This is a genomic window from Ruegeria sp. CDSB022 (assembly GCF_059611145.1).
This window is the reverse complement of the sequence record NZ_JBXWOZ010000007.1, coordinates 85,660-108,454: the sequence shown is the minus strand read 5'-3', so window position 1 is coordinate 108,454 and position 22,795 is coordinate 85,660. Positions and strand designations below refer to the sequence as shown.

At 57.7% G+C, this 22,795-nt stretch carries 32 protein-coding genes; 11 read left to right on the top strand and 21 right to left on the bottom strand.

The window, feature by feature from the left end; translation table 11 throughout:
• Positions 1-14: 14 nt before the first annotated feature.
• Positions 15-761, top strand: a complete 747-nt coding sequence (gene ubiG, locus AC2FIZ_RS13050; RefSeq protein WP_142638267.1) for a bifunctional 2-polyprenyl-6-hydroxyphenol methylase/3-demethylubiquinol 3-O-methyltransferase UbiG — start codon at positions 15-17, stop codon at positions 759-761.
• A gap of 2 nt (positions 762-763) precedes the next feature.
• On the opposite strand, the gene AC2FIZ_RS13045 is transcribed toward ubiG, so the two are convergent.
• Genes AC2FIZ_RS13045 through AC2FIZ_RS13030 form a run of 4 tightly spaced genes read right to left on the bottom strand, consistent with a single transcriptional unit; the run spans position 764 to position 3,073 of the window.
• A complete protein-coding gene (locus AC2FIZ_RS13045) occupies positions 764-1,204 on the bottom strand; it encodes a MarR family winged helix-turn-helix transcriptional regulator (protein WP_142638269.1) in 441 nt (146 codons plus the stop codon).
• Positions 1,205-1,219: 15 nt separating this feature from the next.
• The gene (locus AC2FIZ_RS13040; protein WP_142638271.1) at positions 1,220-2,050 is read right to left on the bottom strand and encodes a carbon-nitrogen hydrolase family protein; all 831 of its coding nucleotides are present in this window, start codon (positions 2,048-2,050) and stop codon (positions 1,220-1,222) included.
• Positions 2,050-2,307: a glutaredoxin 3 gene (grxC, locus tag AC2FIZ_RS13035; protein WP_142638273.1), complete on the bottom strand. Its 258-nt coding sequence runs from the start codon at positions 2,305-2,307 to the stop codon at positions 2,050-2,052. Before grxC ends, AC2FIZ_RS13040 begins: the two co-directional genes overlap by 1 nt.
• Before the next feature lie 37 nt (positions 2,308-2,344).
• A complete protein-coding gene (locus AC2FIZ_RS13030) occupies positions 2,345-3,073 on the bottom strand; it encodes a ComF family protein (RefSeq protein ID WP_496791119.1) in 729 nt (242 codons plus the stop codon).
• A gap of 16 nt (positions 3,074-3,089) precedes the next feature.
• Between AC2FIZ_RS13030 and AC2FIZ_RS13025 the strand changes: the two genes are divergently transcribed.
• Both AC2FIZ_RS13025 and hemH read left to right on the top strand, forming a co-directional pair.
• Positions 3,090-3,920: a methyltransferase domain-containing protein gene (locus AC2FIZ_RS13025; RefSeq protein ID WP_281995590.1), complete on the top strand. Its 831-nt coding sequence runs from the start codon at positions 3,090-3,092 to the stop codon at positions 3,918-3,920.
• Between the two features lie 57 nt (positions 3,921-3,977).
• Positions 3,978-5,027, top strand: coding sequence for a ferrochelatase (hemH, locus tag AC2FIZ_RS13020; RefSeq protein ID WP_281995589.1), 1,050 nt, complete (start codon positions 3,978-3,980; stop codon positions 5,025-5,027).
• A 76-nt stretch (positions 5,028-5,103) separates the two neighbouring features.
• Here hemH and AC2FIZ_RS13015 read toward each other — a convergent pair whose 3' ends face one another.
• Both AC2FIZ_RS13015 and AC2FIZ_RS13010 read right to left on the bottom strand, forming a co-directional pair.
• A complete protein-coding gene (locus AC2FIZ_RS13015) occupies positions 5,104-5,286 on the bottom strand; it encodes a hypothetical protein (RefSeq protein WP_142638281.1) in 183 nt (60 codons plus the stop codon).
• A gap of 139 nt (positions 5,287-5,425) precedes the next feature.
• A complete protein-coding gene (locus AC2FIZ_RS13010) occupies positions 5,426-6,025 on the bottom strand; it encodes a L,D-transpeptidase (protein ID WP_142638283.1) in 600 nt (199 codons plus the stop codon).
• Positions 6,026-6,193: 168 nt separating this feature from the next.
• On the opposite strand from AC2FIZ_RS13010, the gene dalA reads away from it, so the two are divergent.
• Positions 6,194-6,709, top strand: a complete 516-nt coding sequence (gene dalA, locus AC2FIZ_RS13005; protein ID WP_142638285.1) for a divisome-associated lipoprotein DalA — start codon at positions 6,194-6,196, stop codon at positions 6,707-6,709.
• A 48-nt stretch (positions 6,710-6,757) separates the two neighbouring features.
• On the opposite strand, the gene AC2FIZ_RS13000 is transcribed toward dalA, so the two are convergent.
• The 7 genes from AC2FIZ_RS13000 to AC2FIZ_RS12970 form a co-directional block, all read right to left on the bottom strand.
• The gene (locus tag AC2FIZ_RS13000; RefSeq protein ID WP_281973576.1) at positions 6,758-7,222 is read right to left on the bottom strand and encodes a PTS sugar transporter subunit IIA; all 465 of its coding nucleotides are present in this window, start codon (positions 7,220-7,222) and stop codon (positions 6,758-6,760) included.
• Positions 7,223-7,282: 60 nt separating this feature from the next.
• Positions 7,283-7,846, bottom strand: a complete 564-nt coding sequence (hpf, locus tag AC2FIZ_RS12995; RefSeq protein ID WP_271950796.1) for a ribosome hibernation-promoting factor, HPF/YfiA family — start codon at positions 7,844-7,846, stop codon at positions 7,283-7,285.
• A gap of 252 nt (positions 7,847-8,098) precedes the next feature.
• Entirely contained in the window at positions 8,099-8,857 is a 759-nt protein-coding gene (gene lptB / locus AC2FIZ_RS12990; protein ID WP_142638291.1) for an LPS export ABC transporter ATP-binding protein, read from the bottom strand.
• Positions 8,857-9,309 carry an LptA/OstA family protein gene (locus tag AC2FIZ_RS12985; protein ID WP_142638458.1) on the bottom strand — a complete coding sequence of 151 codons (453 nt, stop codon included), beginning with the start codon at positions 9,307-9,309 and terminating at the stop codon, positions 8,857-8,859. Before AC2FIZ_RS12985 ends, lptB begins: the two co-directional genes overlap by 1 nt.
• Positions 9,310-9,351: 42 nt before the next feature.
• Entirely contained in the window at positions 9,352-9,951 is a 600-nt protein-coding gene (locus tag AC2FIZ_RS12980) for an LPS export ABC transporter periplasmic protein LptC (protein WP_496791118.1), read from the bottom strand.
• An 11-nt stretch (positions 9,952-9,962) separates the two neighbouring features.
• Complete coding sequence (locus tag AC2FIZ_RS12975) at positions 9,963-10,931, bottom strand: KpsF/GutQ family sugar-phosphate isomerase (protein ID WP_281973575.1); 969 nt, start codon at positions 10,929-10,931, stop codon at positions 9,963-9,965.
• Positions 10,928-11,542, bottom strand: a complete 615-nt coding sequence (locus AC2FIZ_RS12970) for a ribonuclease D (RefSeq protein ID WP_281995587.1) — start codon at positions 11,540-11,542, stop codon at positions 10,928-10,930. The genes AC2FIZ_RS12975 and AC2FIZ_RS12970 overlap by 4 nt, the downstream gene beginning before the upstream one ends.
• A 161-nt stretch (positions 11,543-11,703) precedes the next feature.
• Here AC2FIZ_RS12970 and AC2FIZ_RS12965 point away from each other — a divergent pair, with 161 nt between their 5' ends.
• The 7 genes from AC2FIZ_RS12965 (at position 11,704) to AC2FIZ_RS12935 (ending at position 18,614) form a co-directional block, all read left to right on the top strand.
• Complete coding sequence (locus AC2FIZ_RS12965; RefSeq protein ID WP_496791117.1) at positions 11,704-13,023, top strand: MFS transporter; 1,320 nt, start codon at positions 11,704-11,706, stop codon at positions 13,021-13,023.
• 55 nt (positions 13,024-13,078) lie between these two features.
• Positions 13,079-13,507, top strand: coding sequence for an Lrp/AsnC family transcriptional regulator (locus tag AC2FIZ_RS12960; RefSeq protein WP_142638301.1), 429 nt, complete (start codon positions 13,079-13,081; stop codon positions 13,505-13,507).
• Positions 13,508-13,580: 73 nt separating this feature from the next.
• Entirely contained in the window at positions 13,581-14,279 is a 699-nt protein-coding gene (locus tag AC2FIZ_RS12955; RefSeq protein ID WP_496694097.1) for a lytic transglycosylase domain-containing protein, read from the top strand.
• Between the two features lie 69 nt (positions 14,280-14,348).
• Positions 14,349-16,376 carry a flagellar biosynthesis protein FlhA gene (gene flhA / locus AC2FIZ_RS12950; RefSeq protein ID WP_496791134.1) on the top strand — a complete coding sequence of 676 codons (2,028 nt, stop codon included), beginning with the start codon at positions 14,349-14,351 and terminating at the stop codon, positions 16,374-16,376.
• Positions 16,373-17,146, top strand: a complete 774-nt coding sequence (locus AC2FIZ_RS12945; protein WP_281995584.1) for a flagellar biosynthetic protein FliR — start codon at positions 16,373-16,375, stop codon at positions 17,144-17,146. The genes flhA and AC2FIZ_RS12945 overlap by 4 nt, the downstream gene beginning before the upstream one ends.
• Complete coding sequence (gene flhB / locus AC2FIZ_RS12940; protein ID WP_281995583.1) at positions 17,143-18,228, top strand: flagellar type III secretion system protein FlhB; 1,086 nt, start codon at positions 17,143-17,145, stop codon at positions 18,226-18,228. Before AC2FIZ_RS12945 ends, flhB begins: the two co-directional genes overlap by 4 nt.
• Positions 18,228-18,614: a hypothetical protein gene (locus AC2FIZ_RS12935; protein WP_281995582.1), complete on the top strand. Its 387-nt coding sequence runs from the start codon at positions 18,228-18,230 to the stop codon at positions 18,612-18,614. Before flhB ends, AC2FIZ_RS12935 begins: the two co-directional genes overlap by 1 nt.
• A 17-nt stretch (positions 18,615-18,631) precedes the next feature.
• On the opposite strand, the gene AC2FIZ_RS12930 is transcribed toward AC2FIZ_RS12935, so the two are convergent.
• The 8 genes from AC2FIZ_RS12930 to flgC are packed head-to-tail and all read right to left on the bottom strand — an operon-like array spanning position 18,632 to position 22,782.
• Positions 18,632-19,141, bottom strand: coding sequence for a flagellar basal body-associated protein FliL (locus AC2FIZ_RS12930; protein ID WP_282022185.1), 510 nt, complete (start codon positions 19,139-19,141; stop codon positions 18,632-18,634).
• A gap of 12 nt (positions 19,142-19,153) precedes the next feature.
• Entirely contained in the window at positions 19,154-19,885 is a 732-nt protein-coding gene (flgH, locus tag AC2FIZ_RS12925; RefSeq protein ID WP_425595610.1) for a flagellar basal body L-ring protein FlgH, read from the bottom strand.
• Complete coding sequence (gene flgA, locus AC2FIZ_RS12920) at positions 19,885-20,301, bottom strand: flagellar basal body P-ring formation chaperone FlgA (protein WP_281973569.1); 417 nt, start codon at positions 20,299-20,301, stop codon at positions 19,885-19,887. Before flgA ends, flgH begins: the two co-directional genes overlap by 1 nt.
• Entirely contained in the window at positions 20,301-21,086 is a 786-nt protein-coding gene (flgG, locus tag AC2FIZ_RS12915) for a flagellar basal-body rod protein FlgG (RefSeq protein ID WP_142638319.1), read from the bottom strand. Before flgG ends, flgA begins: the two co-directional genes overlap by 1 nt.
• A gap of 21 nt (positions 21,087-21,107) precedes the next feature.
• Entirely contained in the window at positions 21,108-21,818 is a 711-nt protein-coding gene (locus tag AC2FIZ_RS12910; RefSeq protein WP_281995579.1) for a flagellar hook-basal body complex protein, read from the bottom strand.
• The gene (locus AC2FIZ_RS12905) at positions 21,818-22,090 is read right to left on the bottom strand and encodes a flagellar biosynthetic protein FliQ (RefSeq protein ID WP_496689861.1); all 273 of its coding nucleotides are present in this window, start codon (positions 22,088-22,090) and stop codon (positions 21,818-21,820) included. Before AC2FIZ_RS12905 ends, AC2FIZ_RS12910 begins: the two co-directional genes overlap by 1 nt.
• Before the next feature lie 3 nt (positions 22,091-22,093).
• Positions 22,094-22,384 carry a flagellar hook-basal body complex protein FliE gene (gene fliE / locus AC2FIZ_RS12900; RefSeq protein WP_142638325.1) on the bottom strand — a complete coding sequence of 97 codons (291 nt, stop codon included), beginning with the start codon at positions 22,382-22,384 and terminating at the stop codon, positions 22,094-22,096.
• A gap of 11 nt (positions 22,385-22,395) precedes the next feature.
• A complete protein-coding gene (flgC, locus tag AC2FIZ_RS12895; RefSeq protein WP_496689862.1) occupies positions 22,396-22,782 on the bottom strand; it encodes a flagellar basal body rod protein FlgC in 387 nt (128 codons plus the stop codon).
• Positions 22,783-22,795: the final 13 nt, after the last annotated feature.

Here is a 22,795-nt window from a genome sequence, read left to right as displayed (position 1 = left end):
ATACGGAGACAGGAATGCAAGCGCATCCGAACACGGTAGACCCGTCCGAGATCGCAAAATTCGAGGCGATGGCCGCCGAATGGTGGGACCCGCATGGGAAATTCAAGCCCCTGCATATGCTGAACCCCTGTCGTCTGGATTATATCACACAGCAAATCGCAGGCGAATTTGACCGTGATCTGAAAGCCCCGCGCCCGTTCGAGGGCCTGCGCCTGCTGGATATCGGATGTGGAGGAGGCTTGCTGAGCGAACCCATGGCTCGCCTTGGCGCCGAGGTCGTGGGCGCCGATGCCGCCGAGGGCAACCTGCCCGTCGCCCGCATCCATGCCGAGCAATCAGGGCTTGGGATCGACTATCGCCACACCACTGCCGAGGCGATGGCCGCCGCAGGTGAGCAGTTTGATGTGATTCTGAACATGGAGGTGGTCGAACATGTGGCCGACCCGCTCAGCTTTCTGACAGCCACGCGGGATTTGCTGAAACCAGGTGGGCTTGAGATTTGTTCGACCATCAACCGCAACCCGAAATCCTATGCGATGGCCATCTTTGGTGCCGAGGTGATCATGCGTTGGCTGCCGCGCGGCACGCATGAGTGGAACAAGTTCATCACCCCTGACGAGTTGTTCGACCTGTTGCGTCAAGCCGGGTTGGACCCGGTGGACCGCAAGGGTTTCGTATTCAACCCGATCCTGTGGAGCTGGTCGATCTCGGACCGGGATTTAAGCGTGAATTATGTGACGGCGAGCGTGAAGCCGGGGTGAACCTACTCCCCCTCCAACTGCAATCGCAAATCCCGCAGCACGGGCAGCGTGCTGCGGACCCGCTCCAGCCCCAGCTCTCCGACCACGCGGTTGATCAGCGGCGCAATGGAGGAGATCGCCTGATCCCGAGCACTCCGCCCAGCGGGGCTGATGGCGACCATCTTGCGGCGGGCGTCGTCCCAGTCGGGGCGGATGTGGATATATCCGGCCCATTCCAGCTTGGCCAAGGTATTGGTCATGGCACCTCGGGTCACGTGAAACGTATCGGCTAGCTGTGCCGGGCTGCGTTCGTTGCCGACAAAGACAAGATGGTTCAAAACCGAGAAATGCGAAATTTCCATGCCCCTGGGCAGCACCCGGCTGAGCCGGTTACGCAATAACTGGTCTGCGGTCAGGATCTCGCTGAACAGCGTGACCGCGAGGGCATTGGTATCGTTTGTCATAGTCCAGATTCTGGATCAGGGGCCGTCAAAGGGACGGACATGTGTCAGCGAAGGCACGCGGCTTCGTGCTTCTGTAACAGAACTATCATCCAAATTGAAAAAGTGAATGCCCTGATCGGTCCCTGCGTCGATGACGACCTCTCCCCATGGGGCAACGACCATGCTGTGACCGTAGGTTTTGCGGGTCTTTCCCCTGGTTTTAGGGTGTTCACCGGTCTGCGCCGGGGCCAACACCCAGCATCCGTTTTCAATCGCCCGCGCCCGCAACAGCGACTTCCAATGGGCCTCACCCGTGACCGGTGAAAAAGCGGCTGGAACCGTCAGAATGCGCGCTCCAGCCTGCGCCAGAGATGCGTACAGTTGGGGGAAGCGGATATCATAACATATACTCAGACCCACCTTGCCGAAATCTGTCTCGGCTATGACCGCTCGTGTGCCGGGACGGTAGTTTTTGGACTCGCGAAACGTCTCGGCCTCGGACACCTGCACGTCGAACATGTGGATCTTGTCATACCGCGCCACGATCTGCCCCTGAGGATCAATCATGAAAGACCGATTGGCAAACCGACCACCCGCATCATGTGTTTTGATCGCCAACGAGCCGATCAATAACCAGATCCCCAGGCTCGCGGCCTGCTCGCGCAGCCCCGCTAGTGTCAGGTCATCTTCTTCGTATTGCAGGATTTCCCGCTGCCGTGTGGACGAGGTGGACACGCAATTCGTCACCTCGGGCGTCAGAACGAACCGCGCACCCTGCCCTGCCGCTTCGGACATCAGGGCGCGCACCATTTTCAGGTTTTCAGCCGGATCATCCGACGAGGTGATCTGAAGCAGGACGCTTTTCATCAGGCCGCCAGCAAACCGTCCAGCTTGCCCTGACGTTCCAGCTCATACAGGTCGTCGCATCCACCCACATGCTGCGATCCGATAAAGATCTGGGGTACGGTGCGCTTGCCACCGGCGCGCTGGATCATTTCAGGTTTGCGTTTTGGGTTCCTCAGGACATCGACTTCCTGAAACTCGACGCCCTTCTGATTCAACAGCCGTTTTGCAGCGTGACAGAAGCCACAGAGCGGCGAGGTATATATTTCTACCGATTTCATATTCCGTACCTTTGGGTTTCGCACAATCCTGGGCGAGTTAGGTATCCTTGGCAACGCGCGCTAGGGTCAACACAAAAATATGATTTGCCCCGGATGCACGACAGACACGTGCACATGAGGTCAATGTTGCGCCTGATGTCATGACATCATCGACCAGCAGAATATCGCGCCTCTGCATCTGCCGAAGCCGCCTGGGATGCGCTGCAATCGCATTCTCCAGCGTTTCCATGCGCTGTGCGGCTGTTTTTCCATCCAAAACCGGCGTTCTTGTCCGTCGGACCAAAAGGTCCGGACAGGCCTCCAACCCGGTTTGCCGCCCCAGATGCTGCGCCAACAGGGCGGATTGGTTGTACCTGCGTTTCAGCAACCGGGACCAATGCAGCGGTACCGGCGCGATCAGCATGTTCTCGCGAAACAAATCCCGACCCGCCAGGGCCATCCAGCGCGCCGCAGGGCGTGCAAGCTCGGGCCGGTCCCCGTGTTTCAGAGCCAGAATCAGGGATCGCGCCTTGCCATCATACAAAAGCGCAGACCGCCCATCGCGCCAGGGGCGCGGCGTTTTCATACAGTCATCACATTCGATTCGGTGGCCATCGGCCTCACCCGGCAAGGGCACGCCGCAGCTTTCACATACAGCGCCACCGATAAAGGGCGTTTCACGCCAACAGGAGCCACAGAGGCCGAAATCCGACTCGGTCAAATCACCGCATCCCAGACAGCGCGGGGGATAGATCATCTGGACAGCGGTTTGAATCCGCTGCCACATGCGATAGTTGCGCCCTATGAAACTGCCTGATTCCAACGCACCCTCACTGTTCGACCGCGCAATCCTTGCACGGCGTCGGTCCCGCGCACGGGAAGATGCCTTGTTCTTGCACCGCGCCGCAGTTGACGAGGTTCAGGATCGGCTCGCCTTGGTTAATAAAAGCTTTACGGACCCAGCGATCGTGACCCCTTTTGCGCAAGTCTGGCAGGATGTGTTGCCAATGGCGCGGATCATCCCGGATAACGAGGTGCTGGACTTGACCCCCGGTGCCCATGATCTGGTGATCCATGCCATGGCTCTGCACTGGGCTAATGATCCGGTTGGGCAGTTGATCCAGTGTCACCGCGCGCTGCAACCTGATGGGCTGTTGCTGGTGATCTGTCTGGGCGGTGAAACCCTGCGGGAACTGCGCGCCGCACTTGGGCAGGCCGAGGTTGAGGTCACGGGCGGCCTCAGCCCCCGCATCGCGCCTATGGCCGAGCTGCGCGATCTGGGCGGGTTGCTGCAACGCGCCGGACTGGCCCTGCCGGTTGCTGATACCGCGCGGCTGACGGCGGAATATCGCGATCTGACCCACCTGATGCATGACCTGCGGGCAATGGGTGAAACCAACAGCCTGCAAAACCGCATGAAACACCCCACAAACCGGCAGGTCTTTGCCCGGGCGCAAGACATCTATGCCAATCATTTCAGCACTGATCAGAAACGCCTCAAGGCAACATTCGAGCTGGTCTGCCTAACTGGCTGGTCGCCCGATGAAAGCCAGCCAAAACCGCTGCGTCCGGGCTCGGCCCAGATGCGGCTTGCGGATGCTCTGGGCGCAAGCGAAGGCAAACTGTCCGATTGACGAATGCGGAATTCCGGTTATCTCAGCCCGAAGCAAAGACATCTCAGGAAGTGAAACATGTTTGACGCCACACGCCCCGATCATGCCCCGGCGGATCACCCCAAAGTCAAAACGGGCCGCGTCGGCATCCTGCTGGCCAATCTCGGCACCCCAGACGATTACAGCTATTGGCCCATGCGCCGTTATTTGAACGAGTTTCTGTCGGACCAGCGCGTGATCGACTATCCCAAGTGGAAATGGCAACCAATCCTGCAGGGGATCATCCTGACCAAACGGCCCTTCAGCTCGGGTGAGGCGTACAAGTCGATCTGGAACCACGACAAGGGCGAAAGCCCGCTGATGACGATCACCAAAGAGCAGACCGCCAAGATGCGGGACGCGATGACGGAACGCTATGGCGACAGGGTCATGGTCGAGTTCTGCATGCGCTATGGTAACCCATCGACCAAATCAAAGGTCCGGGAAATGGTCGCAGCGGGCTGCGACCGGATTCTGTTCTTTCCGCTTTACCCGCAATACGCAGGCGCCACGACGGCCACGGCCAATGATCAGTTTTTCCGCGCCCTGATGGATGAAACGTGGCAACCCGCCAGCCGTACCGTGCCCGCCTATTTTGACGAACCCGCCTATATCGACGCATTGGCGGGCTCGGTTGAAAAGGCCTATGCCGCGATGGTGGACAAACCGGACATACTGGTCTGTTCCTACCACGGCATGCCGGAACGCTACTTGCAACAAGGCGACCCCTATCACTGCCAATGCGCAAAAACGACTCGGTTGCTGAAAGAAAGGTTGGGCTGGTCTGACGACCAGCTTGTATCGACCTTCCAGTCACGATTCGGCCCGGAAGAATGGCTCAAGCCATATACGGTCGACCATGTGGCCGAGTTGGCAAAACAGGGTAAGAAGAAGATCGCCGTTATCGCACCAGCGTTTTCCTCCGATTGCATCGAAACGCTGGAAGAGATCAACGAAGAGATCAAAGAGAGTTTTGAGGACGCGGGCGGCGAAAGCTTTACCTATATCCCATGCCTGAACGATGACGAATCGCACATAGCGGCCCTGGGCAAGGTGATCGAGGATAATTTGAAGGGTTGGCTGGACTAAGCCACCCAGTCGACTAGGCACAAAAAAAAGGCGGTGGAAAGCTCCACCGCCTTTTCTTTAGATATCGCTTGTCGAATTAGCTTGCTGCAACAGCTGCGGCAACAACAACCAACAGGATCAGCGGCAGGATGATGCCGTTTGACGAACCCTGAGTTTCTTCAACAACAACAGGTGCTTCAACAACCGGCTCTTCCAGGTTGCCTGCATAAGCGGTCGAAGCAGCAGCAGTCAGTGCAGCGGCGAGAACGAGTTTCTTCATATTAACCTCCAGGATACGCACGGTTCCGTATAGTGAAACCATGCACTCAAGACTTACCTCGTGTTTTTTTCTAATCAGCTATCCAACTGGAATGCAAATGGAAGTTGCGCCACAAGCGGGTACCTGCGCGGAAATGTCGTCAAATTAGCAACACTTGCGTGCCAACCCTGGCCATTGAGAACAGTTCGGCAATATCGTTGTTGAAAAGACCGATGCACCCATTCGAAGATCGGCGCCCAATTTTGCGCGTATCATGGGTTCCGTGAATTCGGTAATATTTCCAGCTTAGATATAAAGCATGTGTTCCCAGAGGGTTATCCGGACCCGGCGGGATATAGTCTGGCCATTCCGGATTTCTTTTCTTCATCGAAGGTGTTGGCGACCAGCTTGGGCCCTCGACCTTGCGGATCACACTGGTCCGGCCGCGGCGCGTCAGCTCTTCGGTCAGGGGAACCGACGACGGGTATAGTTTGTACACCGATTGATCGTCAGACCAGTAATGCAGCGCCCGCGACACTGTATCGACAAGGATAGCGCCGTTTTTCGTGTTGGAAAAATAGGGCTGCCAGTCCAGCGCCCTGAAGCCAGAGATGTTACGGCGCACCGCGGGTTCGTCCTCGGGTGCGGGGCGCAGCGGGTCTCCGGGGGTGTATTGGGCAATCGCAGGCGAGGCGACCAGAGCCGAGACACCCGCGACGAATCCGCGTCGGGTTGTATGAGTAATGCTTTTCTTGACCATGATCGCAGGTCCTTTTCACAGAAAATCTAAAAATCCTGTGCATTTTATTGCCAGAATGCTTCAGTCGCAATTGAAACCGGCAGAATCACGCAGAACAAAGCCATTGTGCGTTTGCCCACAGCCTTCTGTCACGCTATGCCGTATGGCAACACAATAATCAGGTCGATCATGACGCGTATCATTTCATTACTGTTTGCTAGCTTTATTGCACTGGCCGCCTGTACGCCGGGTGGATCCCCAACCTATGGGGCAGATGGGCGCCCCCTGCCAACGGTGTACAAGATCCGTGGCAATCCAGAAAAGCTGCAATTCCGGATGTTGGATTCGGTTAACGCCCTCCGCCAGGCATCGGGCCTTCAGCCGGTACAACTGAATGCTCAGCTCAATGCCGCGGCCGCCACCCATTCCAAGGATATGGCGCGACAGAATCGGCCCTGGCACTTTGGCTCGGACGGATCTTCGCCGTTGGATCGGGCGACGCGCGTCGGCTATTACGGCACCTTCCTCGGCGAGGCGATCTCGGAAACCTATGAGACCGAGACCGAAACGCTGGCCGCCTGGATGCAGGAACCCGGACCGCGAAATGTCATCATGGATGCCAAAGCCACCCAGATGGGCTTTGCCTGGCACCAGGAGAACGGCGGGAAGATCTGGTGGACCCTGGAAATGGGAACCGGTGGTTAAAACGCAAAAGCCCCCGAAAACCGGGGGCTATTTTTGCCTTTGGGGCAGTTAAGCCGCCTGGACCGACTGCGCCTCGGTCAAAATTGCATAGAGCTTGACCGGATCAGGATTGGCGCGCAGCTTTGCGCAAACCGACGTATTGCGCAGCGTTCTGGACACCAGCGCAAGCGCCTTTAGGTGGTCCACGCCCGCCTCTTCTGGGGCAAACAACGCAAAAGCGACATCAACCGGCTGGCGGTCTACCGCACCGAAATCAATCGGCTTTTCCAGCATTACGAAAACGCCAGCCACTTCGGCCAGATCACCCAGCCGCGCATGTGGCAGGGCGACTCCATGACCAACGCCTGTTGGGCCAAGGCTCTCCCGCTCGAGCAGGCCATCCACAACAACCTGCGCTTCAAGACCAAGGGCCCCCTCGGCAACATCGCCGATTTCCTGAAACAACCGCTTCTTGCTGGAAGCGGCGGACAATACACGTACTGCCTCGGGCTTCAGTATGCTCGAAAGCTCCATGATCACGCTCCATGGCCTTGCCCCTGCTTGCACAGGGGCTTGCCTTGCTATTCTTGCCTGTTACGGATCAATCCAGCCAATGTTGCCGTCCTCACGGCGATACACGACATTCAATCCGTCCTTGTTTTCATTCCGGAACACCAGCACCGGGGCGCCGGCTAGTTCCATCTGCATAACGGCTTCACCAACACTCAACGATGGGATCTTGGTTTCCATCTCAGCCACGATCATCGGCTGCAGCGTTTCAGGTTCATCAGCCGACTCTGATTCGTCAGAGGCGAGGATATAAGAGGAAGCACCAAAGAGTTCAACCGGCTCGGATCGGTCCTTGTGATGGTCCTTGAGGCGGCGCTTATACCGGCGCAACTGCGTTTCCATCTTGTCACAGCAGGCCTCGAATGCTGCGTAGATTTCGATAGCGTGGGCCTTGGCCTGCGCAGTCAGGCCGGTCGAAAGATGCACGGTGGCTTCGCAAACATACTCATGCGCAGAACGGGAAAAGACGACATTGGCGTCGGTCGGGCGCTGGGCATATTTTCCAACAACCTCCCCTAGCTCGGTCTGCACATGGGTCTGCAGTGCCTCGCCGATGTCGATCTGTTTTCCGCTAATTTGGTAACGCATGTGATCTCCTTCACAATTCACACCCATTTTGACGCTGCGTTACGCAGCGCACGTGTTTTTATCGGGTGGGGGATATCGGCATATTCCGCAGTTGCTGAGAAACGTACCCCTTAGCAAAGGTGCACCGCGATCCCGACTGGAACTGAAGAAATGCCATAACCCAATTGAGGCAAGAGACGGCGGCAGAGTCAATCAAAACAGGCGTGTATATACGTGATTTCGGCCATGCGCTGGGCGCAATTCCGCGCAAGCCTATGAAATACGGAAGTTTTCGCCCAAATAAACCCGGCGGACATTTTCGTTCTCGACGACTTCATCCGGCGTGCCCGACATCAGCACCTGACCATCATGCAGGATATAGGCCCGGTCCACGATTTCCAGTGTTTCGCGCACGTTATGGTCAGTGATCAGCACGCCGATGCCGCGCTTTTTCAGGTCCGCTACCAGATGGCGGATATCGCCGACGCTGATCGGGTCCACGCCTGCAAACGGCTCGTCCAGCAACAGATATTTCGGATCAGCCGCAAGACAACGGGCAATTTCGACACGGCGACGCTCGCCACCCGACAATGCCAATGCCGGGGCGCGGCGCAGATGTTCGATCGAAAAATCGGACAACAGCTCTTCCAGCCGCTCTTTCCTGCGATGGCTGTGCTTCACGGTGATGTCCAGAACGGCGGCAATGTTGTCTTCGACACTCATCCCGCGGAAAATCGACATTTCTTGCGGCAGATATCCGATCCCAAGCCGCGCGCGCCTATACATCGGCAGGGTCGTCACGTTTTGGCCGTCAATGGTCACAGTGCCAGCTTCGGGAAAGACAAGCCCGGCGACCGAATAGAACGTTGTGGTCTTGCCTGATCCGTTCGGACCCAACAAGGCAACCACCTCGGACCGGCCCAACGTCATCGAGACTTCGCGTATCACGGTCTTCTTACGGTATGATTTCCGCAGTTTCTCGATCCTGAGGCCGGAACCGCCTTCGGCCACAGACAAATTCGGACGCTCCATCAGTTGCTATCCGGATTCAGAATGGTTTTGACGCGGCCAGTCATCTTTGCCGTTCCGGTCGTCAGATTGGCATTCATCTGATCGCCGCTGATAACGCTGGGGCCTTGCGTCAAAAGCACATTTCCGCGCATCACGATTTCGCCCGAGTCGATTGTGTATTCGGCCCAGTCGCCTTCGGCTGCATCAGGCGGGCTGACAAGAACCACATCATTTGTCGCCTCCATCCGCTCGATTCCGGACCTGTCGGCGTTGTAGATGACCAAGACCCGCTCGGCGGTCAGGCGCATCTCACCCTGCACGATCAGGACGTTACCGATAAACTCGGCCGTGCCGTCTTCTTGATTGACGTTTAGGGATTCCGAGGTGACCTCGACCGGCTGGCTTGGATCCGCCTTGGCTGACCCGAAGGCGACCTGCGTTTCCTGTGCCGACGCCGAAAAGGCACCGACCATCAGCGCAAAACTAACAACAGCAAATCGCAAATCAATCACGGCTTATCTTTCTGTTTTTTCAGGCTCGTATACCAGCTTAACACCATCTGTAAAAAGAATATGGACCGGCCCATCCTTTTTTTCGGTTCCAAATGTCATGCGTCCCGCGGAAAAATCTCCGATGATGCCGGTGCCATCGACCTGACCCGGAGTGTCGCCGCGGATTTCATCCAGAGAGGTATTCAGAAGATCAGTTCTGACCTGAATTCCGTCTGTCGTCGTTATCAGGACGTCCCCAACAAACGTTGCGGAATTCTTGTCCGGGCGGATCATACCGGAATTTGAATCCATCGTTATGACGCCGCCATTCAACAATCCCAACCGCCCTCTAAATTCGGCAGTCGTGGGCAATGACCCTTCGCGCCCCTGGGTCGCTTGGGCCGCCTGAATTTGAACTTCCTCGCCTTTTCTGGTTGTTCCAAGATAATGGGGTTGGGTCACCACTTGGTCGGCCAGACGTTCATCTATGTCTTTTTGGGTAAACGGAACGGACACGCTGGTTTCGATGCTGCGTGACAGCAGGAAAACCGTCGACAGCAGCACAATGGCTGCCAAAAGCAGCAACACCTTCAGAAATTGCACCATCCGGGAATGTCCGTCCATCGAACGCCCCTCTACCCCAAACCAACGCGCAGGCAATCGTGGATATGTAGCACGCCCAGGGCCTGGCGATCACTGCCCTCTTCGACCACAAACAAAGAGGTGATCTTGCGGTCATTCATGATGGCCACCGCCTCTTCGGCCAACGCGCCGGGCGGGATGGTTGTTGGGTTCTGCGTCATCACCTGCTCGGCCGTTTTGCCCAGCAAGCCCTCCATATGACGCCGCAGGTCGCCATCGGTGATGATGCCCACCACCTGACCTTGCGGATCGGTAACCCCGGCAACGCCAAAGCCCTTGCGGCTGATCTCGATCAGCGCATCGCTCATGGGTGTTCCGACCGAAACCAGCGGCAACGCATCGCCCTTGTGCATCAGATCCTGCACCGTGCTCAGCTGTGCACCTAGTTTGCCACCGGGATGAAAGGCGCGGAAATCTTCGGGTTTGAAGTTGCGATACTTCATCAACGCTATCGCCAGCGCGTCGCCCATGGCCAAAGTCAACGTCGTGGAGATCGAAGGCACCATGCCATAGCCGCAGGCCTCGCCCAGTGACGGGATCAAAAGATGCACGTCTGCCTGTTTCATCAGCGTGCTTTCCGGCTTGCTGGACAGGCCAATCAGTGGAATGCCAAAGCGGCGGGTAAAAGCCAGCAGGTTGGCAAGCTCTGGCGCTTCGCCCGAATTCGAGATGGCCAGAACCACATCGCCTTTTGAAACCATGCCCAGATCGCCATGGCTGGCCTCGGCCGGGTGCACGAAATAGGCCGGTGTACCGGTGCTGGCCAGCGTGGCCGCGATCTTGTGCCCGATATGACCCGACTTGCCGATGCCGCTGATGATGATGCGGCCCGAGGCCTGCAAAATCAGCTGAACCGCTTGGGCAAAATGTTCATCCAGACCGTCGGCCAGTACCTCCAGCGCGCGGGCCTCGTCTGTCACCACCTGACGGGCGGTTCTCAGAAATGCTTCGGTATCAGTCATGAGTGCGCAAAAATATCCGTTTCTGGCCAACCGGCGAGATCGAGTTTCGCACGCATCGGCAAGAAGTCAAAACAGGCCTGCGCCATCTCGGTCCGGCCCTCTCGCGCCAGGCGCTTGTTCAACTCCTCCCGCAGGCGGTGCAGATACAGAACATCCGAGGCGGCATAGTCCAGCTGCGCCTCGCTCAACGTTTCGGCGCCCCAATCGCTCATCTGCTGCTGTTTCGAGATATCGACGCCGATCAACTCGTTGCACAGGTTTTTCAGCCCGTGCCGGTCGGTATAGGTGCGCACCAGACGGCTGGCGATCTTGGTGCAATAGACTGGCGCGGCTAACGCACCAAAGGCATGATACATCGCGGCAATGTCGAAACGGCCAAAATGGAACAGTTTCAGCACATCCGGGTTTTCCAGCATGGCACGCAAGTTCGGTGCCTCGGTCTGGCCCTTTTCGACCTGAACGATATGCGAATTGCCATCGCCGCCCGACATCTGGATCACGCAGAGGCGATCGCGATGCGGGTTTAGACCCATGGTTTCACAGTCAATGGCCACCACCGGCCCCATATCCAACCCGTCCGGCAGGTCGTTTTTGTACAAATAGTTAGCCACCCGAGTAATCCTTTGCGCGGTATCGCCACCGAGATAGGCGCTTTATTCCCTAAACTCAACGCCATCCCTGTACGCCAGCCGGTTGCCGCTGTCGCAGTTGGTCAAGACCTAAACGAAGGTTTGGGGTGACAGAGCCTTTAGACTGCGGCAGATATCAATCAATGTTAAGCGTTCTAAGAAACCGGACCTATCGCCACCTGTTGGCCGCGCAGATCGTTGCCCTGACGGGCACTGGGCTGGCCACGGTCGCGCTGGGTCTGTTGGCCTTTGAACTGGCAGGGGATGCGGCCGGGCTGGTGTTGGGCACCGCGATGACCATCAAAATGGTGGCCTATGTAACGGTTGCGCCATTGGCGGCCGCGTTTGCCGAGCGGCTGGACCGGCGCAAGATGCTGGTGGTGCTTGACCTGATCCGTGCGGCTGTCGCGCTGTGTCTGCCTTTTGTGACCGAGGTCTGGCAGGTCTATGTCCTGATTTTCGTGCTGCAATCCGCCTCGGCCGGATTTACCCCTGCATTTCAGGCTACAATCCCCGATGTACTGACAGATGAGCGCGAATACACCCGCGCCCTGTCCCTATCGCGGATGGCATATGATCTGGAGAGCCTGCTAAGCCCCGTATTCGCCGCAGCCCTGTTATTGTTGGTCAGCTTCAACAGCCTTTTCTGGGGCACCGCCCTGGGATTTGTCGCTTCGGCGCTGCTGGTGGTGTCGGTGGCTTTGCCATCACCCAAACCAAGTAAGCCGCGCGGGATATACGAACGGACAACACGTGGCATACGCATCTATTTGAACACACCCCGGCTGCGGGGCCTTCTTGCCCTGAGTTGGAGCGCGGCAGCACTCAGCTCAATGGTGATCGTCAACACTGTGGTCATCGTGCGATCAGATCTGGGGCTGTCGGAAAGCGCCGTTGCCGCTGCGCTGGCCGGTTTTGGTGGCGGCTCTATGCTTGCCGCTTTTATCCTGCCCCGGATGCTGGACCAGATCGAGGATCGAAAGGTCATGTTGGCCGGCGCCCTTCTGTGCTGCGCCACCATGGCCGGAGCCGCCGTGATATTTGCGACAACCCCGCTGTCTTTGGGTCTGTTGATCGTTTTGTGGGCCCTAGCTGGCTTTGGCTATTCCACTACGCTGACGCCGTCTGGCCGCCTGCTGACCCGCTCGGCCCATCCCGAAGACCGCCCCGCAGTCTTTGCGGCCCAATTCACGCTGTCTCATTGCTGTTGGCTGGTGCTGTATCCTCTGGCAGGCGGGCTGATGACCCTGTTTGGGGCCACAACCGCCCTGAGCTTTATGGCGGCGATGTCCTTTCTGGGTATTATCGGTGCGGTCACCCTTTGGCCGCGTTCTGATCTGCATTCGGTGATCCACGACCATCCTGACCTGCCGCGTGACCACCCGCACATGGCCGGCCCGCCACCGCATGCTCATCCCGTCATAATAGACGACCTGCACCCCCGTATCCCGCGTGAGCCTTGAGCCCTGCTGCCGTTTTGCCCTAAACCGGAAAAACCAGACCCGCACCGGAGCGCCAATGGATCAGCTTGACCGCCGCATCATCTCAGTCCTGCAACATAATGCCCGCGAGTCGACCACAAAAATCGCGGCAAAACTGGGCGTTGCCCGGACAACCGTGCATGAACGCATCAGCCGGATGGAAGAACGCGGCATCATTGCCGGCTATTCCGTGATCCTGAACAGCCCCGAAGATGCCCCCCGCGTCCAGGTTGTCGTTCTGCTCGAGGTCCAACAGAAGGAAACCACCCGTATCATCAAGCGGCTCGAGGCCTATCCCGAGGTTAAACTCTGTCTTTCGATCAACGGTGACTTTGACCTGCTGTTGACCGCTGACGCACCAAGGATCGAGGATCTGGATATTCTCGTTGATGATCTGGCACGAATCCCCGGTGTTCTGCGCACCAATACGAGCGTTGTTTTTGGCCGGCGGATTGATCGAATCTGATTGACTGATAACCCTCTGTAAACCAAGGCAAGGCTAGCGTGGCCCGGACTGATCAGAATCCCGGACCGGCAGAATGCCAAATCGCCTATTCATTGTCATAGCATGTGTTGCGTTGCTTCTGGCAGCGCGTCAGAGCTTTGCGGGCGCGGAGACCCGGATGTCTCAGACATGTGATCAGGCCGCCCGCCGCGCGGCCCTCGCCCAAGACATACCGCTTGATGTTTTGCGCGCCATAACGCGGGTTGAAACTGGCCGCGCGATCAAAGGCCGACTTGAGCCTTGGCCATGGGCAATCAATGTCGAAGGGCGCGGCCATTGGTTCCGATCTGAGCAGGAGGCTAAAGCCTATGTCGCGGATATTTTCCAAGCCGGAAAACGCAGCTTCGATATCGGGTGCTTTCAAATCAACTATCGCTGGCACGGGCAGGCCTTTCAGTCGATTGATGCCATGTTCGATCCCGAGACGAACGCCAATTACGCGGCCCGGTTTCTGAAACAACTATATTCCGAACTTGGGTCGTGGCCGGCAGCGGCGGGGGCCTATCACTCGCGAACCCCGGCTTTGGCCAAGACCTATTCCAGCCGCTACCAGATTGTTCATGCTCAGCTTGACCCGGGCACGGCGGTGCAAACTGCCCGCATGTCGCGTGATCCCTTCACACAACCCGCCGCACCGCTGTTCCCGGTGCAAATCACCCAGTTTCCGACGGGTGCGATGGGCTCTTTGATGCCAGCTGCGGACACCCAAACAGCCTTCATCGCCTTCAACTAGGAGAATTACGTGCCCAGACTTGATGTCCGCTCCCTGTTTTCTCCGACTGTTTTGCTGGCGCTTGCGTTGATGACCGTCATCGTGATGATGATCCTGCCCATGCCGTCCTGGGTTCTGGATGTCGGACTGGCCACGTCCTTCGCCCTGGCGATCCTGATTTTCACGCTGACCCTGTTTATCGAGCGGCCGCTGGATTTCTCTTCCTTCCCGACCATCCTTCTGGGGTCATTGATGCTCCGGCTGTCGTTGAACGTCTCATCGACCAAGCTGATTATCGGTCAGGGGCACACCGGCCCCAATGCCGCCGGCGATGTGATCGAGGGATTCGCAAGCTTCGTCATGGGCGGCAGCATATTCCTGGGCCTTGTCGTGTTCGGCGTCCTGTTAATCGTGAACTTTATGGTCATCAACAAAGGCGCGGCCCGCATGGCCGAAGTTGGTGCGCGATTTGCCCTGGATGGGATGCCCGGGAAACAGCTGGCCATCGACAGCGATATGTCCGCGGGCGCCATCGATCATCAAGAGGCCAAGGAACGGCGCGAACGTGAACAACAGGAAACCACCTTTTTCGGCTCGCTCGACGGGGCGTCGAAATTCGTCAAAGGAGACGCGGTTGCCGGGCTTTTGATCACCCTGCTGAATCTGGTCATGGGTCTGGTCATGGGCGTGATCGTGCATGGGATGCCGGTGTCATCGGCGTTCGAAACCTACGCCATCCTGACTGTTGGCGATGGCTTAGTCTCGCAGATACCGGCTGTGATCATCTCGATCGCCTCCGCTTTGCTTCTGGCACGTGGTGGCACGCAGGGCGCAACTGACACCGCCATCTTATCGCAACTGGGGCGCCACCCGGCCGCCCTTGGCACTGTTGCCGGTTTGATGGTGCTTTTCGCGCTGGTTCCGGGTCTGCCGTTTCTGCCCTTTATTCTGGGGGCCTGCGTTTTGGGCTATGCCGCCTATGCGGTGCACCGAAAACAGCAAAAGCAAGAGACCCAGGTTCAAACTGCGACGGATGAGACGGACACAGCGGTGTCGCAGGCGATTGGCGATATTCTCGACCTCGATGATGTTCACCTGGAATTCGCACCGGATCTGGTCAGCATGGTCCTGAACCCGGGCACCGGTCTGGATGCGCGCATTGCGAATATGCGGACCTATGTCGCCTCGACCTTTGGATTGATCCTGCCCGATATCCGCCTGACCGACCGGGCCGAGCTGCCGATGGGGACATATGTGATCAAGGTGCACGGCGTGGAACAGGCCCGCGGTGCCCTGAACCCCGATCTGATCTTGGCGCTGGTTCAGGACGGGCACGATCTTTTGCCCGAGGGGAGGGATGTCACCGAACCCGTCTATGGTGCGCCTGCACGTTGGATCCTGCCCAAGGATCAAGAGGCCGCAGCAATGAGCGGCGCTACGATTGTCTCGCCTCCGGAAATACTGGCAACACATCTGCTGGAAATCATCAAACAGAACTTCTCGCGTCTGTTGACGCTCAAGGCCCTGCGCAAACTGCTGTCCGAGATGACCCGGCTCAGCGACCCGGTTCGCGCCGAGGCAAACCGGAAAATGCTGGACGAGTTGATCCCCGACAAGGTTCCAATCGACACACTTCACGCAGTCCTGCGCCTGTTGCTGGACGAACGGGTTTCGATCCGCAATCTGGCGCTTATCCTCGAAAGCATTGCCGAGGCGCGCCTGACCACCACGCAACCCGAAGGGATTTGCGAACTGGTGCGACAGCGGCTTGGGTTCCAGCTTGTGGCCGACATGAAACGCGAAGACGGGTCGATCCCGCTGATCCAGCTTGCACCGGAATGGGAAGACACATTTGCCACCTATCAGGTCGATGCACCCAATGCAGGGCTGGATGTCGCCCTGCCGCCGGACCTGTTCAACAAGCTTGCAGACGGCGTGGTGGACAGTGTCTCACATTCTGCTGACCATGGCATCTTTCCCGCCGTCGTGACCTCGACCCGGCGCCGCAGGCTGCTGCGTACGATCATGCATGCGCGCGGCGTGTCCAATCCGGTCCTGTCATTTGAGGAAATCGGGCTCGAGGCGCGGCCCGCTCTTGTAGGCACGGTACCCGCATGATCGCCCTCCCACCCGAACTCTTGTCGCACCTGGGCTCTGGGGCCTGGCATTTCTTTGGTGTTTTCCTACGCGTTTCGGCAATGGTATCCTTGATGCCCGCATTCGGGGAACGCAGCATCCCCACCCGTGTCAAACTTGGCACTGCCGTTGCCTTTACGTTGATCGTGGCACCGGCAGTGCCGACAAAGGAATTCGATCCCGAATTCCTGTCCATGGTCCAGCTGATCACCACCGAAACTCTTGTCGGAATGGCGCTCGGGATGGCGCTGCGCATCTTTGTTCTGACCCTGCAGACGGCAGGGTCCATCGCCGCACAGGCAACGTCACTCTCGCAAATTCTGGGCGGGGCAGCGGCTGATCCGGTTCCGGCCATGGGCTATCTGCTGACATTGGCCGGGTTGACCCTTGCCGTATTGCTTGGCCTGCACATCCGCTTGGCAGAGTTCCTGGTCCACAGCTACGATCTGTTTCCCACCGGAACCACACCTGCAGCGCCGGATTTGTCGCAATGGGGCGTGGAACGGGTCTCGTACAGTTTCAGCCTGGCATTCGCACTGGCGATACCTTTTGTGATTGCCTCTTTGATCTACAACCTTGCGCTTGGTGTCATCAACCGCGCCATGCCACAGCTGATGGTGGCATTTGTCGGCGCCCCGGCCATCACATTTGCGGGGCTGTTCCTGCTGTTCGCCGGTGCGCCTCTGATCTTGTCGGTCTGGTCCGATGCCCTGTTTGATTTCATGCAGAACCCGCTGAAAGATCCGAGATGAGCGGACAGGACGACGACAGCGACAAGTCATACGACCCGACGCCGCAAAAACTTCTGAAAGCACAGGAAAAGGGTGAGGTCGCCAAGTCAAACGACCTGTCTGTTGTCGCGGCGTATGTCGGGCTGCTGATCGGTTTGCTTTTTGCAGGCCAAATGGGCGTTCAGCATCTGGGCACCTTGTTTGTCGTCCTGATCGACCAATCCGATAAGATCAGCACCATGTTGACGGCTGGCCCGGCCGACGGCCTAGTGGGTGGGATGCTGGGCAAGGCCGCAATCTCGATGGCAACGATATTTGTTCTTCCCGCCACTGCGGTTTTGCTAAGCCTGATCACCCAAAAGGCTCTGATCCTTGCCCCTTGCAAGCTGCAGCCCAAGCTGTCTCGAATTTCGATCCTCTCCAACGCCAAGAACAAATTCGGGCGCGGCGGTCTGTTCGAATTTGCCAAAAGCTTTGCAAAGCTTCTGATCTACGGCATCTGCCTGTTTTTGTTTCTGCGCGTCAACCTGCCCGAGATTTTGACTACCAGCGCCGCGCCACCGCAATCGTCGATCGTCTTGATGATGAACCTTTTATTCCGGTTCCTCTTCATCGTCGTCACCATCGCACTGGCCATCGGAGTCGTCGACTATATGTGGCAATACTCCGAACATATGCGCAAAAACCGGATGTCCCGCAAAGAAATTCAGGACGAGACCAAAGACGCCGAAGGCGACCCGCATGTCAAACAACAGCGCCGCCAGCGCGCGCAGGAAATTGCGGCAAATCAGATGATGGCGGATGTCCCAACTGCGGATGTAGTCATCGTGAACCCGACCCATTATGCGGTGGCTCTTAAATGGCAGCGGACAGCCGGGTCAGCACCGATCTGCGTGGCGAAAGGTGTCGACCAGATTGCCGCCGCCATCCGCGCCTCGGCCGCCGAGGCCGGGGTTCCGATCCACTCGGATCCCCCCACCGCGCGGGTCCTTCATGCGACCGTCGAAATCGGGAATGAGATCGCCCCCGAACACTATCGCCCTGTCGCTGCGGCCATTCGCTTTGCCGAAGCCATGCGCAAGCGTGCGAAGGACAGAATTTGATGCGGTTTACCGGACTTGCCGATCTGAAGCGTTTATCCGACGCGGCCTTCCAAAAAGAGCAACAGACCTTGCGCCCATATATCGAAGCCGAGGCCGAGATTTTGCAAAAACTGAGCCGATTGGACGCACAGCTTCAGCAGACCCGTCAAAACAGCGGCCAAGCTGATGGATATCAGGTCACCGGCACTGATGTTCTGTGGCGTGGATGGGAAGAGGCAACCCGACGAAAACTCAATACAGACCTTGCGCGCGTCCGAGCGCAAAAGCTAACCAAGATGCAAGCCTTGCGGAAAGCGTTCGGACGCAAACAGGCTCTAGGAAAGCTGATTGAAGAACAACAAAAGGCCCGCCGAGACATGCTTATGAAAAAGCGATCGCGGCAATAAGCGGGCCGAAACAGGCTTCAAGTATCCTGACGGTTAACACTCATGATCAGGACTTGCAGCACGTCATCACCCAAATCCTTCTTGGCGACCTGCAGCAAAGCCTTTCGGACCAAATCCAGATTGTCGGATTCCGTAAAGTTGCCGTTGAAACCACCGGTATTTGCGTGATCGAAAAGAACCTGCAGAAACCCATCTCTCAACTTTGGCTCAAACTCATAAATCGTTTCAGCAACGCCGGGTTTGGTTTTCAGGCTCAGCGACATTGTGACCAACGCGGCAATCCGGTCGGACTTCACGACCGGGATCACAAACTGTTTCGTCATCTTCAGATATTCATACTTGCTGGACGTATCCTTTTTGTCCGACTTGGTCTTAGTGGCCTTCTCCTTGGCTTTCTTGGGTTCGGCGGCAGCGGATTTATCCATGTCACCATCTTTGGTTTTTCCAGAAGGAGACATGGCAATTCCCGCACCAATTCCACCGCCTAGGCCAACAAGCAGAAACAATATAGGAAGTAGCTTTTTCATTGTTATACGACCTCAGAACGGCAAAAGTGTATCGAGGACCTGCTGGCCGTAACGAGGCTGCTGCACATCCGTGATCTGGCCTCGGCCACCATAAGACACGCGCGCCGAGGCGATCTTGTCATAGGTGATTTCATTCTTCCGCGAGATGTCCTGTGGCCTCACATATCCCGTGACCAAAAGCTCTCGCAGCTCGAAATTAACGCGCAGCTCTTGCGAGCCGGATATGGCCAGCACGCCATTCGGTAAGGCGTCGATGACGGTCGCCGCAACCCGCAGGGTCAGCTTTTCCTTACGCTTGACCGAGCCCTTGCCTTTACTGACCGAGGATGAGTCGATCCCGACAGCTTCGTCCAGCGTCGCCCCATCGGGCAGCCGTTCCAATGCGCGCTGCGGCAGGCCGAACAGCTCTGGAACCTCAAGGCTTTCGGACCCGCTGCGCGAGCGGTTCGTATCGTTGGAAATCTCGGCTTTCTCGTCCAGCTCGATCACAACTGTCAGGATATCGCCCTTTTTGATCGCGCGCTGATCACCCAAAAGCGATTGCTGCCCCCCGCTCCACAGCGATGACCGATCCACATTGCGTTGCGGCTGCGTGTGCAACGGTAAACCCGGCCACAGCATGGCGACATGTTCAGCAGATTCGTCCGCGGGTGTGAAACTTGGCGGTTTTCCCAAATGATCTATGCGACCGCAGGCGGTCAGAGCCAGGCTTGCCATCATCAACAATTTTAGTTTTCCGGACATCATTTTACCTCGATTTGACCGTCTGGTCGGATAAAGCCAACGACGGTAGTGCGGGACGACAGATTCATGACGCGAATACGATCACCGACAGCCCCACGCCCAAGGGCACGGCCTTCGGCTGTGATCGATAGGGGCTGGCGGTCAAAGACCAGAACCACCAGATCATTGCGGTCCACCAATGCGGGCGGTCCAACATCGGCAGCGCGCACCGGGCGTCCGGGGTAAAGCGCGACGCGTGCTTCCTGACCGATCAAATCATCGGGGTTTGTAACCGCTCCGAGGACAACCTGATCTTTGATCTCAAGATCGGCGGCCGAGATCACCTCTTTGGCGCGTATGGTCCGGATCGGCACCACGATCTCAGCCAAGGCACAAAGCGGGCTGATCGTCACCAGTGCTATGAATAGGGCGCGCATCACCGCACCTGCGTTGTTGCGCCCATCATCTGATCGACGGCCGAGATGACCTTGGCGTTCATCTCATACCCTCGCTGGGCTTCGATCAGTTCGGTGACTTCGCGCACGGCATCTACCGAGCTGTCCTCGAGATATCCCTGACGCAATGTGCCCATCCCACCCTCGCCCGGAGTGCCGATAACAGGCGCGCCCGAGGCTTCGGTTTCTTTGAACAGGTTGCTGCCGATCGCCTCCAGCCCCTTGGCATTGGAAAAACTGGCCAGGGTGAATTCACCGAGCAACTGTCCTTCGGCGGTATCATCGAAATAGGCGTAGACCTCACCCGATGCATTGATCGAGATCGACCTTGCATCGTCTGGGATTGTGATCTCTGGCGCGACAGCGAAGCCATCTGAAGTGACGATCAACCCTTCGGCCGAGCGTTTCAGGCTGCCGTCACGGGTAAAGCCAGACTGACCGCTGGGCAACGTCACCTCAAGATAGCCGCGCCCTTCGATTGCGACATCCAAATCGCTGCCAGTGGCCGCCAACGCACCCTGTGCCAGCTGCACGGTGACCGCAGCCGGGCGCACCCCCAGACCCAGTTGGATACCTGTGGGCAAGACGGTGCCGTCATTGGCGTTCACCGTCCCCGCGCGCGCCATTTGTTGATAGTGCAGGTCTGCAAACTCAGCGCGGCGCGCGTTGTAGCCTGTGGTATTCATATTCGCCAGATTGTTCGAGATCGTCTCGACCCGCATCTGCTGCGCGGTCATGCCTGTCGCTGCGATTTTCAGTGCCCGCATATCAATTCCTCCGTTATCAAATCAGCGCATCAGCGCCTTAAGCGCCCCACGCACACGTTCGTCTTCGGTTTCAAGAAAACTCTGCCCCAACTCATAGGCGCGCTGGATTTCGATCATCCGGGTGACCTGTTCGATCGCGTTCACGTTCGATCCCTCGAGGAATCGGTGCACAATGACCGGCTCATCCACGGGTTCAATCGCTGCATCTGACCGAAATTGCGTGCTGCCTTCGCGCACCAGGCTCGTGGGATCAGCAACGCGGTAGACGCCGATCTGTCCCAGAACCTGCCCTTCGATACTGAGCGTGCCGTCGCTGCCGACATCAATCGACGCGGCATCCGGCGGAATGAAAACAGGGGCGCCGTTGCTGTCCAGAACCCGGTACCCATCCATGGTAACCAGATCACCCTCGGCACTGGGTGAAAACGCACCCGCCCGTGTCAGCCGGTTGCCGCTGGGGGTTTCGATCATGAAAAACCCGTCGCCTTCGATGGCGAAATCAAATTGCCCGCCGGTTTCGGTCAGAACGCCTTGTTGCAACGAGGTATTGCGTGCCTCTGCCCGCGCCATGGACAAGGACGGATTGCCCGGCGAGGCTTTCACGAACTCGGAAAACACCAAGCCCTGCTGGCGGTACCCCGTGGTATTGGCGTTGGCGATATTGTTCGCCACCAGCCGCATTTCATTCATCAGCCCCGATTGGCGGGACAAGGTGGTATATGAGGTATCCATCAGCGGCCTCCGGCGATCAGTGGGATGAGGGTTGAGGTGAAGAACGACACCAGCGTCTGGGTCATGAACCCCATCGAAATCCAGAAAATGATCACGATGGCGATAAGCTTTGGCACGAAGGTCAGCGTCATTTCCTGCACCGAGGTCAGCGCCTGGAACAGACCCACAACCAGACCCGAGACCAGTGCCACCGCCAGGATCGGGACGGATGTGATCACCGCAACCCACAATGCCTGGCGGACGATGTCATAATAGAGACCTTCGCTGAGCATCGATCAGACCGGCATCCGCAGGATTTCCTGATAGGCCTCGACCACTTTGTTGCGCACGATGACGGCGGTTTCGACGGCCAGTTCGGTCTGCGCCAACGCCTGAACCAGCGCGTGCGGATCGGCCTGGCCGGTCATCGCCGCGCCGGACATCTGCTCGGACTGTTTCAATGTTGCGGCAAAGTCCTGAAAGGTTGAGCGCAACCCCTGTGCCATTCCGGCAAGGTCGGGGTCGGGCTGTGTAGCGGGCCGCGCTACGGCATAGCTCTGCGCGGCGGTCAGGGATCGGATATCCATTCTGGTGTCCTTTATTTTCTGAGAAGTTCCATAAGGCTCGACGACATTTGTCGTGTCTGGTCGAACATCTTGAGATTGGCTTCGTAGCTGCGCTGCGCTTCACGCGCGTCAGCGATTTCGATCATCAAATCTACATTGGACCCGCGATAATGGCCGGTCTCATCGGCCAACGCATGGCCGGGGTCATAGATGCGCGACAGGTCGCGACGATCAAGCTTAACGCGCCCGGTCTCGACCATTTGCGCACCATCTTTGCTGACCGCTTCAAACGGCACGGTTTTGCGCCGATATCCCGGCGTATCCGCATTCGAGATGTTTTCGGAGACGTGCCGCAAACGGGCCGCCTGCGCGCGCAGGGCGCTGGTCGAGGCGGAAAGGGAATGGGAAAAATCGCTCATCTCTCAGCCCTCC